The sequence below is a fragment of the Vibrio porteresiae DSM 19223 genome (genome assembly GCF_024347055.1).
GTDB classification, from domain to species: Bacteria; Pseudomonadota; Gammaproteobacteria; order Enterobacterales; family Vibrionaceae; genus Vibrio; species Vibrio porteresiae.
Genome location: NZ_AP024895.1, coordinates 1 through 17177 on the forward strand (window position 1 = coordinate 1; position 17177 = coordinate 17177).

Genomic DNA, 17177 nt, shown 5'->3' on the forward strand with positions numbered 1-17177 from the left:
GAACGACCTCAGGTAATCTGTTAAAGCTAAGGAAAATTGGGACGCGTATTCTACCTTCTTTCTGCTGGCTATTAAATCGCTTTTCACATTTTTTCATGGATCAAAAAAGCTCTTTAAGAATATTAGATCTTTATATAGATCTCTTTACTGGATCTATTATTAGGATCAACGATCTCTGTGGATAAGTAAAAAATGATCAACTAGATCATGGATCTTTAACGGATCAGAAGTTGTGATCATCCACTGATCTGATCGAGGATGACCTGGGATCAAAATGGCGAGTTATACACAGATAGGAAAAGTGATCAAAGTTATTATCTGGATAACTATAGGTTGATCACCGGATAAATGCTAACTTATCCACAGATGTTTTGATTAAATAAACACCACTTTTGGTAAAATGGTAATAACAGTTGATAGAATATGACAAAGAGATCTATCACTAGGCGAACGAAAAGCCGCCTAGTAAGTGAAAGATCGCAAAGAGGGAGGGATTAGAATTGCTCACTGATCGTGTTGAACCACTCTTCTGCGGCATCTTCTGGCACTGGATGTTCTTGGATATCGATCGTTAACAGCTCAGTTATTGGTGTTGCACCGATATCTTCAAGTAGAGCATAAGCATGTTTACCAGCGGCACAGAAGGTGTCGTAGCTCGAATCACCAATAGCAACAACAGCGAACTTCAGGTTTTGAGTATTTGGAGGAGTATTCTGAAGATAATTAATAAATGATTGAATATTATCAGGATACTCACCAGCACCATGGGTGGATGTAACGACAAGCCATGTACCTTCAGCAGGAATGTCATCGGGATCCGGTTGATTGTGGATCGTTGTTTCTAATCCTTGCCCTTGTAGCAGATCACTAAGATGATCACCTACGTATTCTGCACTGCCTAAAGTGCTGCCGGTAATTATATGGATCATATGGTTATCCTATTGAATATATCTAAGTACGGTTGTCACTATGGTAATAATGAGCGCTCTATTACTCGGTAAAAAGGTAAGGTAAAGCGCACCATTTCTCATAGTGTTACTGAATGCTATCACTGAATCTTTTGGCTAAGTTTTGTGGCGTTTAACCAGTATGAACACAGAGATAATGACTGACTATGTCTCAGTATCCTATTGTGACAACTAAAGGAATGCTAGTGTTCCATGCTGTTTTTACACAATAAAAAAGGGCTTCAGAGAAGCCCTTTAGATAGGTATGGAAATAAATTATTTACCAATACAGAACGATGAGAAGATACGACCAAGTAGATCATCGGAACTAAATTCACCAGTGATCTCATTGAGATGCTGCTGAGCGAGTCGTAATTCCTCAGCGAGGATTTCACCTGCCATGTAGCCTTCTAACTGTTCTTTACCCGTTAGCAGATGTTCTGCTGCGCGTTCTAGGGCATCTAAATGACGACGGCGAGCCATAAAGCCACCCTCTTGGTTACCGGAGAAGCCCATGCACTGTTTGAGATGTTCACGCAATTCATCAATACCAGCCCCTGTCTTAGCTGATAAGCGAATTAGCATGGCATTCTCGTTTTCGGTGATACCAAGAGTTTCACCGGTTTGATCCACTTTATTGCGGATCACTGTCATTCCGATATGGTTTGGTAGACGATCAACAAAGTCGGGCCAAATTTCTTTAGGATCGGTTGCATCAGTTGTGGTGCCATCAACCATGAACAAAACACGGTCTGCTTGGTTGATTTCATCCCAAGCACGTTCGATACCGATGCGTTCTACTTCATCAGAGGCTTCACGTAGGCCTGCAGTATCGATGATATGCAAAGGCATACCGTCGATATGGATGTGTTCTCTAAGCACGTCACGGGTCGTTCCAGCGATATCGGTGACGATAGCGGACTCTTTGCCTGATAACGCATTAAGCAAGCTTGATTTACCTGCATTAGGGCGACCAGCAATCACCACCTTCATTCCTTCACGCATAATCGCGCCTTGGTTGGCTTCTTTACGAACCGCAGCAAGATTATCGATGATAGCTTCGAGATCGCCTGCAACTTTACCATCAGCAAGAAAATCGATTTCTTCTTCGGGAAAGTCGATTGCAGCTTCGACGTAAATTCGAAGATGAATGACGGATTCCACCAGCGTGTTGATGCGTTTAGAAAATTGACCTTGTAGAGACTTCAGTGCTGATTTTGCTGCTTCTTCAGAGCTCGCATCAATTAAATCGGCAATCGCTTCTGCTTGAGTTAAGTCCATTTTGTCGTTCAAGAAAGCGCGTTCGGAAAACTCGCCTGGACGTGCTGGACGGATACCAGGAATCGTCAGAATACGTTTAATCAACATATCAATGACAACTGGTCCACCGTGTCCCTGAAGTTCGAGTACGTCTTCGCCTGTGAACGAATGTGGATTTGGAAAAAATAGCGCAATACCTTGGTCGAGTTCGATGCCTTCTTGGTTTTTGAATGGCAGGTATTCGGCGTAACGAGGACGCAGTTTTTTACCAGTGACTTCTAAAGCCACTTGTTCCGCTAATGGGCCGGAAACACGGATAATGCCGACACCGCCTCGCCCTGGAGCGGTAGCTTGCGCGACAATGGTATCTGTAGTCATAACTATACCTAAGCAGGTTTTTATTTTGCGTAATTGTAATCAGGCAATAACAAAAAGGCGACCTTTTGGCCGCCTTTCTCATGGATTATCTAAGCTTACGCGTTCTTGCTATGTAAGCCTTTCTTTTCCAGAGACTTGTAGATCATAGTCTGCTGAACAAGAGTTACGATGTTTGACATCAAGTAGTACAGAACCAATCCTGAAGGGAAGAACAGGAAGAATGCAGAGAAGATCACAGGCATAAAGGTCATGATTTTTTGCTGCATTGGATCAGTAACAGTTGATGGACTCATTTTTTGAATCATAAACATACTGATACCCATCAATACTGGCAGGATGAAGTATGGGTCTTGTGCAGACAAGTCCTGGATCCAACCAAAGAATGGTGAGTGACGTAGTTCAACTGATTCCATCAGCGCCCAGTACAATGAAATGAAGATAGGCATTTGTAGGAAGATTGGTAGACAGCCACCAAGTGGGTTTACTTTTTCTTCTTTGTATAGCGCCATCATTTCTTGGCTCATACGTTGACGGTCATCGCCAATACGTTCACGCATTGCTTGCAGTTTTGGTTGCAGCATGCGCATTTTCGCCATTGAAGTGTACTGTGCTTTAGTCAGTGGGTACATTGCACCACGAACAATCAGAGTCAAACAGATAATTGCGACACCCCAGTTGCCAACAAAGCTCTGAATGAATGACAGTAGCATGTGCAGAGGTTTAGCGATAAACCATAACCAGCCGTAGTCCACCACTAGGTCTAGGTTAGGAGCTGTCGCTGCCATTGCATCTTGAAGTTTTGGACCAACCCAAAGTGTTGCTTTGAATTCTCCATTTTGACCGTTCGCAATGGTTTTCTCTTCAGAACGAATACCGATGTCGCCAAAGTTTTTGATAACGCGAGTGTAAAGTTCTGCACCTGCTTTATCACGTGGAATCCACGCTGCTGCAAAGTAGTGCTGAATCATTGCTGCCCAACCTTCACCCTGTGGTAGAGAGATGTTTAGGTTACGCTCTTGCATGTCATCAAAGCTGTATTTTTTGTAACGAGTATCTTGCGTTGAGTATGCGCCACCATGGTAAGTTGGCATCGCTAGGCTACCACCAGAATCTTTTAGATTTTGACGTAGATGAGCATACATACGAACGTCGGCAGGCTTACCTGATTGGTTATTGATGTCGTAAACCATATCAAGTGCGTAGCTGCCGCGTTTTAGAATAAACGTTTTTGTATAAGTGATGCCGTTTGCTTGGTAAGTCAGTGGCACACGTAATTCATCTTGGCCATCAGCCAAGGTGTATTTGTTTTCACTTGTTTCGTAAATTGCGCGGTTATTGCTTTGGTCGATACCTTGTGGACCATATAGGCCACTTTGAGCAATAAATTGATGCGTTGGAGTACGATCAAGCAAAATGAAAGGGTTTGATGAGTGCAGCTCGTCTGAATATTTGTTCAGTTTTGCTTCCACTACGTCACCACCAACGGTATCGATAGACAGAGTCAGTACATCCGTTTTTACGGTAATGATTTTCGCGGTTGCTTGAGTCGTTGCACCTTCAGTTGCGGCTGGTGTATCTGAATTGCCTGCCTGAGACGGCGCAGTTGCATCACTGCTATTTTGAACCTGTTCAATCGCTGCTTGCGTTTGTGCGGTCTTAGATGCATTCCATTGATTGAAAAGCAAAAAAGACACTAACGCTAGAGCAATTAACAGGATATTACGTTGAGAATCCATCGTTATTTATCTCTGTCTTGTTTTTGGACTGGTGGAACGGGGTCAAAGCCCCCTTCGTTCAAAGGGTGGCATTTTAATAGACGTTTGCCTGATAACCAACACCCTTTTACAAAACCGTGAACTCTCAGTGCTTCTAGAGCGTAATTAGAGCAGGTTGGAGTAAACCGACACCGAGGACCGATGAGCGGACTAATTACCCACTGGTAAAGTTTTACTAAACCAATGGCTAACCACGTGAAGGGCGAGACAGGCGTTGCCATAACTTATCGAACAAATTAAACATTTCCTCATTTGACAAATCTTGCGCGCTCTTTTTGGCTATGACAACAAAATCTTTGTTAGGAAGTTTATGCTGTTGTAACCGGAAGCTTTCTCGGGCGAGACGTTTAAAACGATTACGGCCTACCGCGGTTTTGATTTGTTTTTTGGGAACTGCCAAACCTAAACGAGGATGAGAAAGGTTATTCGCACGGGCAATAATTGTGAAATGGGGAGAGCCAGCTCGATGAGCTTGCTGGAAGACTGTTTGATAATGCTCGGGAGTTAACAAACGTAACTCCCGATTAAACGCGTACGTGTTCAAAATAAACTTAGCGATTATTTTGAAAGGCGCTTACGGCCTTTAGCACGACGAGCGTTGATTACTTTACGACCGTTCGCAGTAGCCATGCGTGCACGGAAACCGTGAGTGCGCTTGCGCTTTAGAACTGAAGGTTGAAAAGTGCGTTTCATTGTTTTGTACCTTACTGATCAGTAGTTTTTAGGTTCATTAAACCCGGCGTGGGCAAATGTCTTCTCTTTATTGTTAAAGATAGGACTGTCCGACGCCTCTTAACAAAGAGGCGGAATTGTAATCACTGTCACTTTAGGTGTCAATGATTCGGTTGCCCTAAGCAAAGTTACAATTAAAAAATTTATAACAGTGCTTACCGATTCCGGTCGGCAGATTATACGGACAATCCATAAAATCACAAGGATCGTTAGTCGATCCCAACCTGATTTAAGAATCTTTTTAAGCGAGGATCCTGTGGATTAGTAAAAATATCCTGTGGAGAACCTTGCTCAACAATATTTCCTTCTGCCATGAAGATCACTTTATCAGCGACTTCTCTGGCAAACTGCATCTCGTGAGTAACCACTAACATTGTCTGGTGATCTTGCGCGAGTTTTTTCATTAAATTAAGAACTTCACCAACCCATTCAGGATCGAGTGCTGAAGTTGGCTCATCAAATAATAAAAGTTCCGGTTTGAGTGCCATGGCTCGGCCAATTCCAACTCGCTGCTGCTGTCCGCCGGAAAGTGCCGCTGGATAGTGATCGGCTTTATCACCAAGACCAATATCATCCAAAATGGTTTGCGCTGTTTTGTAAGCGTCGGCTTTGCTCCAGCCTTTTACGGTTATTAGGCCTTCTGCAATATTCTGTTTTGCAGTCATGTGGCTGAATAAAGCATAGTTTTGGAAAACAAAGCCGGTTTTGCGTCTAAGCGCGAGAATTTGCTTTTTCGTTGCCGTCTGAGCGTCAACCTTGAGATCACCAATTTCAATCACGCCATGGTGTGGTGTTTCTAACCAGTTCACACAGCGCAATAGTGTGGACTTTCCTGTGCCGCTAGAACCGATGATCACAATGATTTCTCCCTTGTTAATTGAGAGATCAATCCCTTTGAGAATGTCACTGTGACCGAAACTTTTATGAATATTTTTCAGTGTGATCATCGTTGATATGCCTTATTCAATTTATCTTCAGCCCAAATTTGCACACGAGTTAGCACCAAAACTACGATCCAATAGATGAGAGCGACAGCTAAGAAGGCTTCGAAGAAGCGAAAACTGGATGAAGCTTCCATCTGAGCTTTGGCCATGATTTCAGTTACCCCAAGAGTAAAGGCAAGCGACGTGGATTTGATCATATCGATGAAATAGTTCATTAGGGAAGGTAAAGCAACACGAGCAGCTTGAGGCAAAATGATCCTGCGCATCGCTTGTGATGAGTTCATACCAATAGAAAGTGCCGCTTCCATTTGGCTACGATCAATTCCTATGATGGCGGCGCGAATGCTCTCAGCCATGTAAGAAGCAAAATGCAGAGTTAAGCCAATAACTGACGCGGTGAAAGCATCTAGCCCCACTAGTGCAGGAATCACTTGGGGTAAACCGTAATACATCAAAAAAAGCTGAACGAGCAGTGGTGTACCGCGAAAGAAGCTTATATAGAGTTGGCTAAGTTGGTCTAGTACCGGAATTTTGAAAACTCGAATAATGGCAAGGGTGACGGAAAGCACTAAAGCAAAGAGTAGTCCCCACATTGCCATCGCCATCGTAGTACCCAAGTATTTGAGTAGGATCGGCATGAGATTAAGCATGTATTCAAAATCGAATCCCATGAATGAGTGCTCCATAAATAATTAAGGTGGAATACCGAGATTCCACCTTAAAGTTAATGAGGGTGATTTAAGACATTACTTCGTAATGTCGGTTTCAAACCATTTTTCCGAAATCTTGCCTAGAGTGCCGTCGGCTCTCATTGCCGCTAAGGTTTTATTCACTTGCTGTTGGAGCTTTTTACCTTTGGCATTGTTCACAAAAGGCCAAGCATTTTCGATTTTCTCAAAAGGAGAGCCTGCAAGTTGTAACGGTAAACCTGATTTCTTAATCAGTTCAAGTGCAGATAGTCTGTCCATCACGAAGGCATCGGAACGACCAAGTACCACGTCTTGCTCAATACCGGTGTCGTAAGTTTTGATGTCAATCTTGCCTTCAGTATCGTATTTGCGCAGTAGCTGTTCAAAGTTAGAACCTAAATTAACAGCCACTTTTTTACCGGCAAGATCCTCAATACCTTTGATGGAGTTGTTGCCTTTACGTACGGTAATTTGCGCACCGTCAATCACATAGGGTGCAGAGAACAGATATTTCGCTTTGCGTTCAGCCGTTACAGAAATTTGGTTGGAGATGGTATCGATACGGCCTGTTTCAAGCAAACCAAATAGACCAGAGAAGCTTGCTGTCACAAACTTGACGTCATAGTCGTTACGTTTACCAATTTCATTCCATAGGTCAACTTCAAAGCCTTGCAGCTTATCCTGTTTCACAAAAGTGAACGGGAAATAGCGACCAGACATGCCGACTTTTACTTCGGTTGCTGCTTGAGCGCTCGCTGCCACTATCGCAAAGCTTGCGATAAGAGCTTTTAACCAATTTTTCATTTTTTTCATCTCCACATTTGAATGGGGCAATTTTACTGTTTATCCACTCAATAATAAAAAGAATTAGAAGTTATGATACATAACTTAATCAAACTCAAAAAATGGGGATAACTTCACAGGATCATGGGATATGTGGATCATAATGTGAGTAAGCTTGGGTAACTTGTGGGGATCCCAAAAAATCGATACGAATAGATTGTGAATAACTAGGATCTTATTCACATCGAAAGTTGATCAATTGCTGGCGATCTTAGTTATCAACAGGTAGAATTGTCGGTCTTTATCGATCATTGACTTAGAGTGAGGGAAACGTGTCGTCTTCGCTTTGGTTGCAATGTTTGCAACAGCTTCAAGAAGAGCTATCAGCTACTGAATTCAGTATGTGGGTTCGTCCGCTTCAGGCGGAGCTTAATGACAATACTCTCACTTTGTTTGCACCTAACCGTTTTGTTCTTGACTGGGTACGAGATAAATATATCCATAACATCAATCGGTTACTGAAAGAATATTGTGGTAATGATGTCCCTAATTTGCGTTTTGAAGTGGGTAGCCGTCCTGTCGTGGCGCCAAAACCTGCTCCAGTACGTACTAAGGCCGATCTCGCGGCAGAATCGTCTGCGCCTGCTCAGTTGGTGCACCGTAAACCGGTTCACAAAACATGGGAAGACGATGAAGATGAATTAGCGGATATTCGTCACCGTTCTAATGTTAACCCTAAGCATAAGTTCAACAACTTTGTTGAGGGTAAGTCTAACCAGCTTGGTTTAGCAGCAGCTCGTCAAGTGTCTGATAATCCTGGTGGTGCCTATAACCCGCTATTTTTATATGGCGGCACAGGTTTAGGTAAAACGCACCTGTTGCACGCGGTGGGTAATGCCATTGTTGACAACAATCCTGATGCAAAAGTGGTGTACATGCACTCTGAACGTTTTGTTCAGGACATGGTAAAGGCACTGCAAAACAACGCGATTGAAGAATTTAAACGTTATTACCGTAGTGTTGATGCGTTGCTGATCGATGATATTCAATTTTTTGCGAACAAAGAGCGTTCACAAGAAGAGTTTTTCCACACCTTTAACGCATTGCTTGAAGGCAACCAACAGATCATTTTGACTTCAGACCGCTATCCAAAAGAGATCAGTGGTGTGGAAGATCGTCTAAAATCTCGTTTTGGTTGGGGTCTAACTGTGGCAATTGAGCCACCAGAGTTAGAAACTCGTGTCGCGATTTTGATGAAAAAAGCAGAAGATCATCAGATTCATCTACCTGACGAAGTTGCGTTTTTTATTGCTAAACGTCTGCGTTCTAACGTACGTGAATTGGAAGGGGCTTTAAACCGAGTGATCGCGAATGCGAACTTTACCGGTCGCCCAATTACTATTGATTTCGTCCGTGAAGCACTGCGTGATTTGCTTGCGCTGCAAGAAAAACTGGTCACCATTGATAACATTCAGAAAACCGTCGCAGAATACTACAAAATCAAAGTGGCGGACTTATTGTCAAAACGTCGCTCACGTTCTGTAGCTCGTCCTCGTCAGCTAGCCATGGCTTTGGCTAAAGAGTTGACTAACCATAGCTTGCCGGAGATCGGTGATGCATTTGGTGGGCGTGACCATACGACAGTATTGCATGCATGTCGTAAAATAGAACAGTTACGGGAAGAGAGTCATGACATTAAAGAAGACTACTCGAACCTGATTCGGACGCTTTCTTCTTAAATCACGTGTATGATTTGCGCTGATTTATTCCATCGTGTAAGAGTTAACTATGAAATTTACCATTGAACGTAGCCACTTTATTAAGTCTCTACAGCAAGTGTCAGGCACTTTAGGTGGTCGAGCAACTTTGCCTATTTTGAGTAACCTGTTACTGAAAGTGGAAGAAAACCAACTTTCCATGACGGCGACCGACTTGGAAGTGGAGTTGGTGAGTCGTGTTGCGCTTGAAGGTGAATTTGAAGCGGGAGCCGTTACTGTTCCTGCGCGTAAGTTTTTAGATATTTGCCGTGGTTTACCTGATTCTGCTGTGATCACCGTGGTTTTGGAAGGTGACCGAGTACAAGTGCACTCTGGTCGTAGTCGTTTTTCTCTTGCGACATTACCTGCGGCGGATTTCCCAAATATCGAAGATTGGCAGAGTGATGTAGAACTCACGATTACTCAAGGTGACTTGCGTAGTCTGATTGAAAAAACTCAGTTTTCAATGGCTAACCAAGATGTTCGTTACTATTTGAACGGTATGCTGTTTGAAATTGATGGCAACGTATTACGCTCTGTGGCAACTGACGGTCACCGCATGGCGGTTTCTAGTACTCAATTTGAGGCTAATCTTGCTCAAACCCAGTTGATTGTTCCTCGTAAAGGGGTTCTCGAGTTGGTGAAGTTGCTCGATGCACCAGAGCAAACTGTTACGCTGCAGATTGGTAGCTCTAATATTCGTGCAGAAGTGAATAACTTTATCTTCACTTCTAAACTAGTCGATGGCCGCTTTCCTGACTATCGTCGCGTATTACCACAAAATACCAATAAAACATTGCAGGCAAGCTGTGACGAATTGCGTCAAGCTTTCTCCCGTGCGGCGATTTTGTCGAACGAGAAATTCCGTGGTGTTCGTGTTAACTTGGCGAATAACGAAATGCGTATTACTGCCAATAACCCTGAACAGGAAGAAGCGGAAGAGATGCTGGATGTCTCTTTTAGCGGTGACCCGATCGAAATTGGCTTTAACGTGAGTTATATCCTAGATGTGCTCAACACATTGCGTTGTGAAAATGTGCGTTTTTCTATGTCCGATGCAAATGCTAGTGCGTTGGTTGAGAATGTAGAAGATGACAGCGCGATGTACGTTGTTATGCCAATTAGACTGTAGTTTCTGAGTTTATTTGCGCAATGCCGCTTACTCGTCTCGTTATTTCGCAATTTCGCAACATCAAAGCCTGTGATATGTCTCTATCATCAGGCTTTAACTTTCTTATCGGGCCGAATGGCAGCGGTAAAACCAGTGTCCTAGAAGCGATTTATTTATTAGGTCATGGTCGTTCTTTTAAGAGTTCCATCACCGGGCGAGTGATTCAGAATGAGTGCCAAGAGCTGTTTGTTCATGGGCGTTTTTTGAACCCGGATCAATTTGAGTTACCAATTGGCATTAATAAGCAGCGTGATGGCTCAACAGAGGTTAAAATAGGCGGTCAGTCTGGCCAAAAATTGGCTCAGTTGGCTCAAGTATTGCCACTGCAACTTATTCATCCGGAAGGGTTTGATTTACTGACGGATGGACCTAAGCAACGACGTGCATTTATCGATTGGGGTGTCTTTCATTCGGAACCCGCATTTTTTGATGCATGGGGTAGGTTTAAGCGTCTGAGTAAACAGCGTAATGCGTTACTTAAAACAGCAAAAAGCTATCGAGAGTTGAGTTATTGGGACCAAGAGTTGGCGCGTTTAGCTGAGCAAATCGATGCTTGGCGTTGGCTTTATGTGGAACAGATTAAATCTGTCGCGCAAACATTGTGTTCTTCTTTTTTGCCTGAGTTCGAAGTGGCGGTAAAATATTATCGCGGCTGGGATAAAGAGACTCCGTATCAAGAGATATTGGAGAAGAATTTCGAAAGAGATCAACTGTTGGGTTACACCTTCAGCGGCCCTAATAAAGCCGATTTAAAAATAAAAGTGAATGGAACACCAGTGGAAGATGTTCTTTCACGAGGTCAGCTAAAATTGATGGTGTGTGCGTTGCGTGTTGCGCAGGGGCAGCACCTCACCGAACTGACAGGAAAGCAATGCATCTATTTAATTGATGATTTTGCCTCCGAACTAGATAGCCAACGTCGTAAGCGTCTTGCTGATTGCTTAAAATCGACGGGGGCTCAAGTATTTGTAAGTTCTATTACTGAAAGCCAAGTTGCCGACATGATCGAGCCGAATAGCAAGATGTTTCATGTGGAACATGGCCAAATAGGGCAAGGATAAAATAGTGAGAGAGTAACTCATGTCGAATAATTACGATTCATCGAGTATTAAAGTACTGAAGGGTCTGGATGCGGTACGTAAGCGTCCTGGTATGTACATCGGGGACACAGATGATGGCACCGGTCTACACCACATGGTTTTTGAGGTAGTGGATAACTCAATTGATGAAGCGTTAGCGGGTTACTGTAAAGATATCGTAGTAACGATTCACGAAGATAATTCCGTTTCTGTCAGCGATGACGGCCGTGGTATTCCAACTGAGTTGCACCCGGAAGAAAAAGTCTCTGCTGCTGAAGTTATTATGACGGTCCTGCACGCTGGTGGTAAATTCGATGACAACTCATACAAGGTGTCTGGTGGTTTGCACGGCGTAGGTGTTTCTGTTGTAAACGCCCTATCAGAAAAAGTGGTACTGACCATTTATCGTAACGGTAAAATCCATACTCAAACTTATCACCATGGTGTACCTGATGCTCCATTGGCTGAAGTGGGTGAAACTGATCGTTCTGGTACAACAGTGCGTTTCTGGCCAAGTGCCGCTACGTTTACCAATATTGAATTCCAATATGAAATTTTGGCAAAACGTCTACGCGAACTGTCATTCCTAAACTCAGGTGTGTCAATTCATCTACGTGATGAGCGTGAAGATGACAAACAAAACCACTATATGTACGACGGTGGTATTAAAGCGTTTGTAACTCACTTAAACCGCAATAAAACGCCAATTCATGAGAAAGTATTCCACTTTGTTCAAGAGCGTGAAGACGGTATTACCGTTGAAGTGGCTCTACAGTGGAACGATGGTTTCCAAGAAAACATCTACTGTTTTACCAACAACATCCCTCAACGCGATGGTGGTACTCACTTAGCGGGCTTCCGTGCAGCACTTACTCGTACTCTGAATACCTATATGGATAAAGAAGGCTACAGTAAGAAAGCAAAAACTGCGACGTCAGGTGATGATGCTCGTGAAGGTTTGACTGCTGTTATTTCAGTTAAAGTGCCAGATCCTAAGTTCTCTAGCCAAACCAAAGATAAGCTTGTCTCTTCTGAGGTGAAATCGGCTGTGGAATCTACCATGGGCGAGAAGATGTCGGATTACTTGGTTGAGCATCCAAACGAAGCGAAAACCATTTGTTCGAAAATCATCGATGCTGCTCGTGCTCGTGAAGCGGCGCGTAAAGCTCGTGAAATGACTCGTCGTAAAGGCGCTCTTGATTTAGCAGGCCTGCCAGGCAAGCTAGCAGACTGCCAAGAAAAAGACCCTGCTCTTTCTGAACTCTACATAGTGGAAGGGGACTCAGCGGGCGGTTCGGCAAAACAAGGTCGTAACCGTAAGAATCAAGCGATTCTGCCGCTGAAAGGTAAAATTTTGAACGTTGAGAAAGCTCGTTTTGACAAGATGCTCTCTTCTCAAGAAGTAGCAACACTGATTACTGCACTTGGTTGTGGTATCGGTCGTGACGAGTACAACCCAGATAAACTTCGTTACCACAACATCATCATCATGACCGATGCGGACGTCGATGGTGCGCACATTCGTACGCTACTGTTGACCTTCTTCTATCGTCAAATGCCTGAATTGATCGAACGTGGTTACGTGTACATCGCTCAGCCACCTCTTTACAAAGTGAAGAAAGGTAAGCAAGAGCAGTACATCAAAGATGAAGAAGCAATGACCCAATACCAAATTTCTTTGGCCTTGGATGGTGCTTCTCTGCACGTTAATGCAAATGCGCCTGCGCTGGCTGGTGAACCACTTGAAAAATTGGTTCAAGAGTACAACGAAGTTGTGAAACTAACGAAACGTATGAGCCGTCGTTACCCACACGCTTTGGTGTACGAGTTCACCTATGTTCCTCGTTTGACTGAAGAGCTACGTAAGACTGAAGCGGATGTGGATGCATGGACTGCGAAACTAGTAGAACAGTTGAATGCGAAAGAAGTTGGTGCAAGCCAGTACAACTACGAAGTACAGTTTGACCAAGAAAACAACACTTACTTGCCTCGTATCATTGTTCGTACTAACGGTGTGACTCACGAATATTTGATCAGTACTGATCTACTGAACTCAAAAGAGTACGCAAAAATTGCCGATCTTTCTGAGTCTCTAGATAGCTTGATCGAAGAAGGTGCACACGTGAAACGTGGTGAGCGTATTCAACCGGTAAGCAGCTTCTCGCAAGCGATTGATTGGTTAGTGAAAGAGTCTCGTCGTGGTCTAGCGGTACAGCGATACAAAGGTTTGGGCGAAATGAACCCTGACCAACTTTGGGAAACCACAATGGACCCAGACACTCGTCGTATGCTGCGTGTTACTATTGAAGATGCAGTTGGAGCGGATGAGCTGTTCACTACATTGATGGGTGACCAAGTTGAACCTCGTCGTGCCTTCATTGAAAACAACGCACTGAAAGTAGCTAACCTAGACGTTTAGTTGCTATCACGAGTTTGAATATGAAAACCACTCTCCGGAGTGGTTTTTTTATATCTATGCAAAATATTACAACGTCATTCTTGGTTCTTTGATGCAAGTTGATGCTAGTTAGTTTCAGTCAGCATCAAGGTAAAAGAGAAAGCTTCGTGGACTTTGTTAAAGTAACCCGATAGAGTAAAAATATTATATAAAAGCATACTTATGCATTACTTAACGGATGTCATTATGAAGCGAGCAAGTTTACTTTTTTTAGTTTTATCTTCTCTTTGGTCAGTTGGAAGCTACGCAGCTAAAGACGATACTATTCGCATTGGTGTTGATGCGACCTTTGCCCCATTCGAATTTACGAAGCCAGATGGTTCTTTGTCCGGTTTTGAAATTGATCTTGGCAATGCCATCTGTAAAGAGATCCAGAAAAAGTGTGAATGGGTTCCTTCTAACTTTGATGGCCTGATCCCAAGCCTTAATGTGAATCGTATTGACGCGGTAATGTCGTCTCTTGGTGTGTCGGAAAAGCGCCGCAAGCAAGTGTTGTTTACTGATATTGTTTGGACGGGTTTTTCCTCTATGTTAAGCCGTGCTGATTTGCATCTACAACCCACCGTCGAATCTCTCAAAGGCAAAGTGATTGGTGTGCAGCAAGGTACGATGCAAGAGCACTATGTGCGTGAGCGTTTCGCTAACCATGGTGTGCAGGTACAAACCTACCAAGATCAAGACCAAGTGTATGCGGACTTAATCAATGGCCGAATTGATGTCTCTTTCCAGGATATGTTGCAAGCACAGTTTGATTTTATTGATGCGGGTAAACACAGTGATTTCACTAACCTAAGAGTGGAAGATAAATTGTTGCCTGCCGATTCAGCGATTGCGGTGAAAAAAGGTAATGAGAAATTGGTCGCGTTGTTCAACGATGGGCTGAAAAAAATCCATGCTGATGGTACTTATAACCGTATTCAACGTCAGTATTTTGGTGATTTGAACCTTTATCGCGGTCAATAACATGCAACGTCGATGGTATTTTTAGTGCCAGGACGATAATACAACTTGTTGAGTGAAAGGCAGCTAAAGAAAATAGCTGTCTTTGTTTTTAAAGAGTTAGACGTTTCCTATGCAACATAAACAACACCCTTTGATTTCTCCTGTACCAGGAACATCTCGCCACGTGGATAGTTTTCATTTTGGCTGTCGTGGTAATGGTAAAAAAGTCTATATCCAAGCTTCTTTGCATGCCGATGAGCTGCCAGGCATGCTGGTGGCATGGCAATTAAAGCAAATGCTAAAAACGCTTGAGCAAGAGGGGAAGCTTAACGGTGAAGTGGTACTCGTACCGGTAGCTAACCCAATTGGGCAAAACCAACATCTGATGGATGTTCATCTTGGCCGCTATGAATTGGAAACGGGGCAGAACTTTAATCGTGGTTACAAAGATACCTTCCCTGAAGTAAAACAGCAGGTTGCGGAACGCTTAACCAAGGATGTCGATGCGAATAAACAACTGATTCGTGAGTCGATGCTCAATGCACTTGCTAAATGGCAACCGCAAACTGAATTGCAATCACAGCAGAAAGTATTGCAAACACTAAGTTGTGATTCCGATGTGATGCTGGATCTGCACTGTGACTTTGAGGCTGCGTTGCACCTCTACAGTACCTATTATTCTTGGTCGGGCATTGAACCTTTAGCTCGCTGTTTGGGTTCTAAGGCGAATATGCTCGCGGATGATACGGGTGGAAACCCATTTGATTGCAGTACGGATATGGTATGGCAGCGATTGAATGCTGAGTTTGGGGATATGATTCCGCAAGGTTGTCTTGGTGCGACGGTGGAGCTCCGTGGTCAAGCGGATGTCACTGATGAATATGCTGAGCATGATGCTAAAGCGATTGTGGCTTATTTAGTATGGCTTGGTGTCGTGGCTGGCGATGCTGATGATATGCCAGAGACGCTAGCCCCAAGTAGCGATCTTGCAGCGGTTGAAACATTAAAAACGACGCAGGGTGGAGTGTTAGTCCTTAAAGTTCAACCTGGTGATTGGGTGGAAGCGGGGCAAATATTTGCTCAGGTGATAGATCCGATTACCGATTCTATTGAAGAAGTCCGCGTCACTCAGGCTGGCTATGTGTATTCGCGAACCATACGCAGAATGGCAACCGCTGGCATGTTGATTGGTAATGTTGCAGGCAGTGAGATCATCCGCAGTGGTTACTTGTTAGCTCCATAGTTAAAAGTTTTCTGCCGCTGTAAAAATGTGTGGATTATCTATAGAGCTGGAAGAGGTTAGTCTCGATAAAATAGCAGGGGAGATGTGTTCGCTCGCTATTTTGAGCAGTTTGACCCCTTTCAGTTTTTCTCGCAGAGAAAGTGTATCGCTGATTTTTTCAAATACCACGCGTGAGGTGAACGGAATCCGTGAATTTCTGCCTTGAATTCCCATGGTCAGCCCGGAAAGCAGATGTACATTACCTTTGGTCGCACCGTATAAAATCGTCTGCGATACCGCGCGCTGGCAATGTACGCTGTAATCCACAATTTGCAGTCTCTCACCTAATAGCATCACGACACCCACGAATTTGCCAATTTCATACCCATCTAACATGGCCTGCCCCGGCTCTGCACGTTCATAAAAATGGGAATAACCAATACCATTACGCTGACTTATGCGGGCAAACCCTTTACTGATACAGCCTGGATAAGATGGGGTCATGTAGTAGTAGTAATAGTCACCAAGGTATTTTTCTAACTCATTGCCCGAGCGTTGCAGCATTTGTTCGATATGTTGGGTATGGCGCTCTGAACTCGGAGAATCGCCCCAAATGTCTGGCGATTCCCAAGTCCGTTCTTGACTAGAAATCAGAGACTTAAAGATTTTTGGTTCAAATTGGATCTCATCAGTGTCGACGCCGAAGAAGTCACACAGTTTCCGCAAACTCTGAATGGTCGGTGTGGTATTACCATTTAGATATTTTGATAACTGCTGGCGATTGATCCCCATTTTGCGTGCGCATTCGGAGACGCTGCCTACATAGCTGCACAATAAACGAAGGTTAATCGCAAGGTAATCTGTCTGCATAAAAAGGGTCTTCAACCAGTGAATCTGCTCTCTTTGTAACATAGTTTAGCCATTATCTTAATCCCTTCAGCATTGGTCGCTTTTTCTCCGAACAAAAAATTTTTTTAAAAATTCCCTTGAAAGCGATTTGAGCGGCCTTATATCTATTGGTGAAGAGGATGCCGATAGGG

Annotated in this window: 16 protein-coding genes; 6 read left to right on the forward strand and 10 right to left on the reverse strand. The window is 43.7% G+C overall.

Going from position 1 to position 17177, the window contains the following annotated elements:
- Positions 1–494: 494 nt before the first annotated feature.
- The 9 genes from mioC to OCV11_RS00045 all read right to left on the reverse strand — a co-directional run bounded on the left by mioC (position 495) and on the right by OCV11_RS00045 (position 7529).
- Positions 495–929: an FMN-binding protein MioC gene (gene mioC / locus OCV11_RS00005; RefSeq protein ID WP_261894170.1), complete on the reverse strand. Its 435-nt coding sequence runs from the start codon at positions 927–929 to the stop codon at positions 495–497.
- Between the two features lie 294 nt (positions 930–1223).
- The gene (gene mnmE / locus OCV11_RS00010) at positions 1224–2585 is read right to left on the reverse strand and encodes a tRNA uridine-5-carboxymethylaminomethyl(34) synthesis GTPase MnmE (RefSeq protein WP_261894171.1); all 1362 of its coding nucleotides are present in this window, start codon (positions 2583–2585) and stop codon (positions 1224–1226) included.
- 95 nt (positions 2586–2680) lie between these two features.
- On the reverse strand, positions 2681–4321 hold the full coding sequence (gene yidC / locus OCV11_RS00015) for a membrane protein insertase YidC (RefSeq protein WP_261894172.1): 1641 nt from the start codon (positions 4319–4321) through the stop codon (positions 2681–2683).
- A 2-nt stretch (positions 4322–4323) separates the two neighbouring features.
- Complete coding sequence (gene yidD, locus OCV11_RS00020) at positions 4324–4581, reverse strand: membrane protein insertion efficiency factor YidD (RefSeq protein ID WP_082712189.1); 258 nt, start codon at positions 4579–4581, stop codon at positions 4324–4326.
- Entirely contained in the window at positions 4548–4871 is a 324-nt protein-coding gene (rnpA, locus tag OCV11_RS00025) for a ribonuclease P protein component (RefSeq protein ID WP_231894410.1), read from the reverse strand. The genes yidD and rnpA overlap by 34 nt, the downstream gene beginning before the upstream one ends.
- A gap of 47 nt (positions 4872–4918) precedes the next feature.
- Complete coding sequence (gene rpmH / locus OCV11_RS00030) at positions 4919–5053, reverse strand: 50S ribosomal protein L34 (RefSeq protein WP_068711266.1); 135 nt, start codon at positions 5051–5053, stop codon at positions 4919–4921.
- A 248-nt stretch (positions 5054–5301) separates the two neighbouring features.
- A complete protein-coding gene (locus OCV11_RS00035; protein ID WP_261894174.1) occupies positions 5302–6039 on the reverse strand; it encodes an amino acid ABC transporter ATP-binding protein in 738 nt (245 codons plus the stop codon).
- Positions 6036–6707, reverse strand: coding sequence for an amino acid ABC transporter permease (locus OCV11_RS00040; RefSeq protein WP_261894175.1), 672 nt, complete (start codon positions 6705–6707; stop codon positions 6036–6038). The genes OCV11_RS00035 and OCV11_RS00040 overlap by 4 nt, the downstream gene beginning before the upstream one ends.
- Positions 6708–6782: 75 nt before the next feature.
- Positions 6783–7529 (reverse strand): amino acid ABC transporter substrate-binding protein, encoded by a 747-nt coding sequence (locus OCV11_RS00045; protein WP_261894177.1) that lies wholly within the window; start codon positions 7527–7529, stop codon positions 6783–6785.
- A 311-nt stretch (positions 7530–7840) separates the two neighbouring features.
- On the opposite strand from OCV11_RS00045, the gene dnaA reads away from it, so the two are divergent.
- The 6 genes from dnaA to OCV11_RS00075 all read left to right on the forward strand — a co-directional run bounded on the left by dnaA (position 7841) and on the right by OCV11_RS00075 (position 16158).
- Complete coding sequence (gene dnaA, locus OCV11_RS00050) at positions 7841–9247, forward strand: chromosomal replication initiator protein DnaA (RefSeq protein WP_261894178.1); 1407 nt, start codon at positions 7841–7843, stop codon at positions 9245–9247.
- Positions 9248–9296: 49 nt separating this feature from the next.
- Positions 9297–10397, forward strand: a complete 1101-nt coding sequence (dnaN, locus tag OCV11_RS00055; protein ID WP_261894179.1) for a DNA polymerase III subunit beta — start codon at positions 9297–9299, stop codon at positions 10395–10397.
- 20 nt (positions 10398–10417) lie between these two features.
- Entirely contained in the window at positions 10418–11497 is a 1080-nt protein-coding gene (recF, locus tag OCV11_RS00060) for a DNA replication/repair protein RecF (protein WP_261894180.1), read from the forward strand.
- A 19-nt stretch (positions 11498–11516) separates the two neighbouring features.
- Positions 11517–13934, forward strand: coding sequence for a DNA topoisomerase (ATP-hydrolyzing) subunit B (gyrB, locus tag OCV11_RS00065; RefSeq protein ID WP_261894182.1), 2418 nt, complete (start codon positions 11517–11519; stop codon positions 13932–13934).
- A gap of 225 nt (positions 13935–14159) precedes the next feature.
- Positions 14160–14936 carry a transporter substrate-binding domain-containing protein gene (locus OCV11_RS00070; RefSeq protein ID WP_261894184.1) on the forward strand — a complete coding sequence of 259 codons (777 nt, stop codon included), beginning with the start codon at positions 14160–14162 and terminating at the stop codon, positions 14934–14936.
- 109 nt (positions 14937–15045) lie between these two features.
- Positions 15046–16158: a succinylglutamate desuccinylase/aspartoacylase family protein gene (locus OCV11_RS00075; RefSeq protein ID WP_261894185.1), complete on the forward strand. Its 1113-nt coding sequence runs from the start codon at positions 15046–15048 to the stop codon at positions 16156–16158.
- Here the strand turns inward: OCV11_RS00075 and OCV11_RS00080 are convergent, their stop codons facing one another.
- Complete coding sequence (locus OCV11_RS00080) at positions 16159–17007, reverse strand: helix-turn-helix domain-containing protein (protein WP_261894187.1); 849 nt, start codon at positions 17005–17007, stop codon at positions 16159–16161. It lies immediately after the preceding gene.
- Between the last annotated feature and the right edge of the window lie 170 nt (positions 17008–17177).

Excerpts from the sequence above, each read along its gene's own strand:
- recF (WP_261894180.1), top strand. The coding sequence starts at position 10,418 with ATGCCGCTTACTCGTCTCGTTATTTCGCAATTTCGCAACATCAAAGCC.
- OCV11_RS00045 (WP_261894177.1), bottom strand. The coding sequence starts at position 7,529 with ATGAAAAATTGGTTAAAAGCTCTTATCGCAAGCTTTGCGATAGTGGCA.
- mioC (WP_261894170.1), bottom strand. The coding sequence starts at position 929 with ATGATCCATATAATTACCGGCAGCACTTTAGGCAGTGCAGAATACGTA.
- yidC (WP_261894172.1), bottom strand. The coding sequence starts at position 4,321 with ATGGATTCTCAACGTAATATCCTGTTAATTGCTCTAGCGTTAGTGTCT.
- OCV11_RS00040 (WP_261894175.1), bottom strand. The coding sequence starts at position 6,707 with ATGGGATTCGATTTTGAATACATGCTTAATCTCATGCCGATCCTACTC.
- rpmH (WP_068711266.1), bottom strand. The coding sequence starts at position 5,053 with ATGAAACGCACTTTTCAACCTTCAGTTCTAAAGCGCAAGCGCACTCAC.
- dnaN (WP_261894179.1), top strand. The coding sequence starts at position 9,297 with ATGAAATTTACCATTGAACGTAGCCACTTTATTAAGTCTCTACAGCAA.
- OCV11_RS00070 (WP_261894184.1), top strand. The coding sequence starts at position 14,160 with ATGAAGCGAGCAAGTTTACTTTTTTTAGTTTTATCTTCTCTTTGGTCA.
- OCV11_RS00075 (WP_261894185.1), top strand. The coding sequence starts at position 15,046 with ATGCAACATAAACAACACCCTTTGATTTCTCCTGTACCAGGAACATCT.
- yidD (WP_082712189.1), bottom strand. The coding sequence starts at position 4,581 with ATGGCAACGCCTGTCTCGCCCTTCACGTGGTTAGCCATTGGTTTAGTA.
- mnmE (WP_261894171.1), bottom strand. The coding sequence starts at position 2,585 with ATGACTACAGATACCATTGTCGCGCAAGCTACCGCTCCAGGGCGAGGC.
- gyrB (WP_261894182.1), top strand. The coding sequence starts at position 11,517 with ATGTCGAATAATTACGATTCATCGAGTATTAAAGTACTGAAGGGTCTG.
- OCV11_RS00035 (WP_261894174.1), bottom strand. The coding sequence starts at position 6,039 with ATGATCACACTGAAAAATATTCATAAAAGTTTCGGTCACAGTGACATT.
- OCV11_RS00080 (WP_261894187.1), bottom strand. The coding sequence starts at position 17,007 with ATGCAGACAGATTACCTTGCGATTAACCTTCGTTTATTGTGCAGCTAT.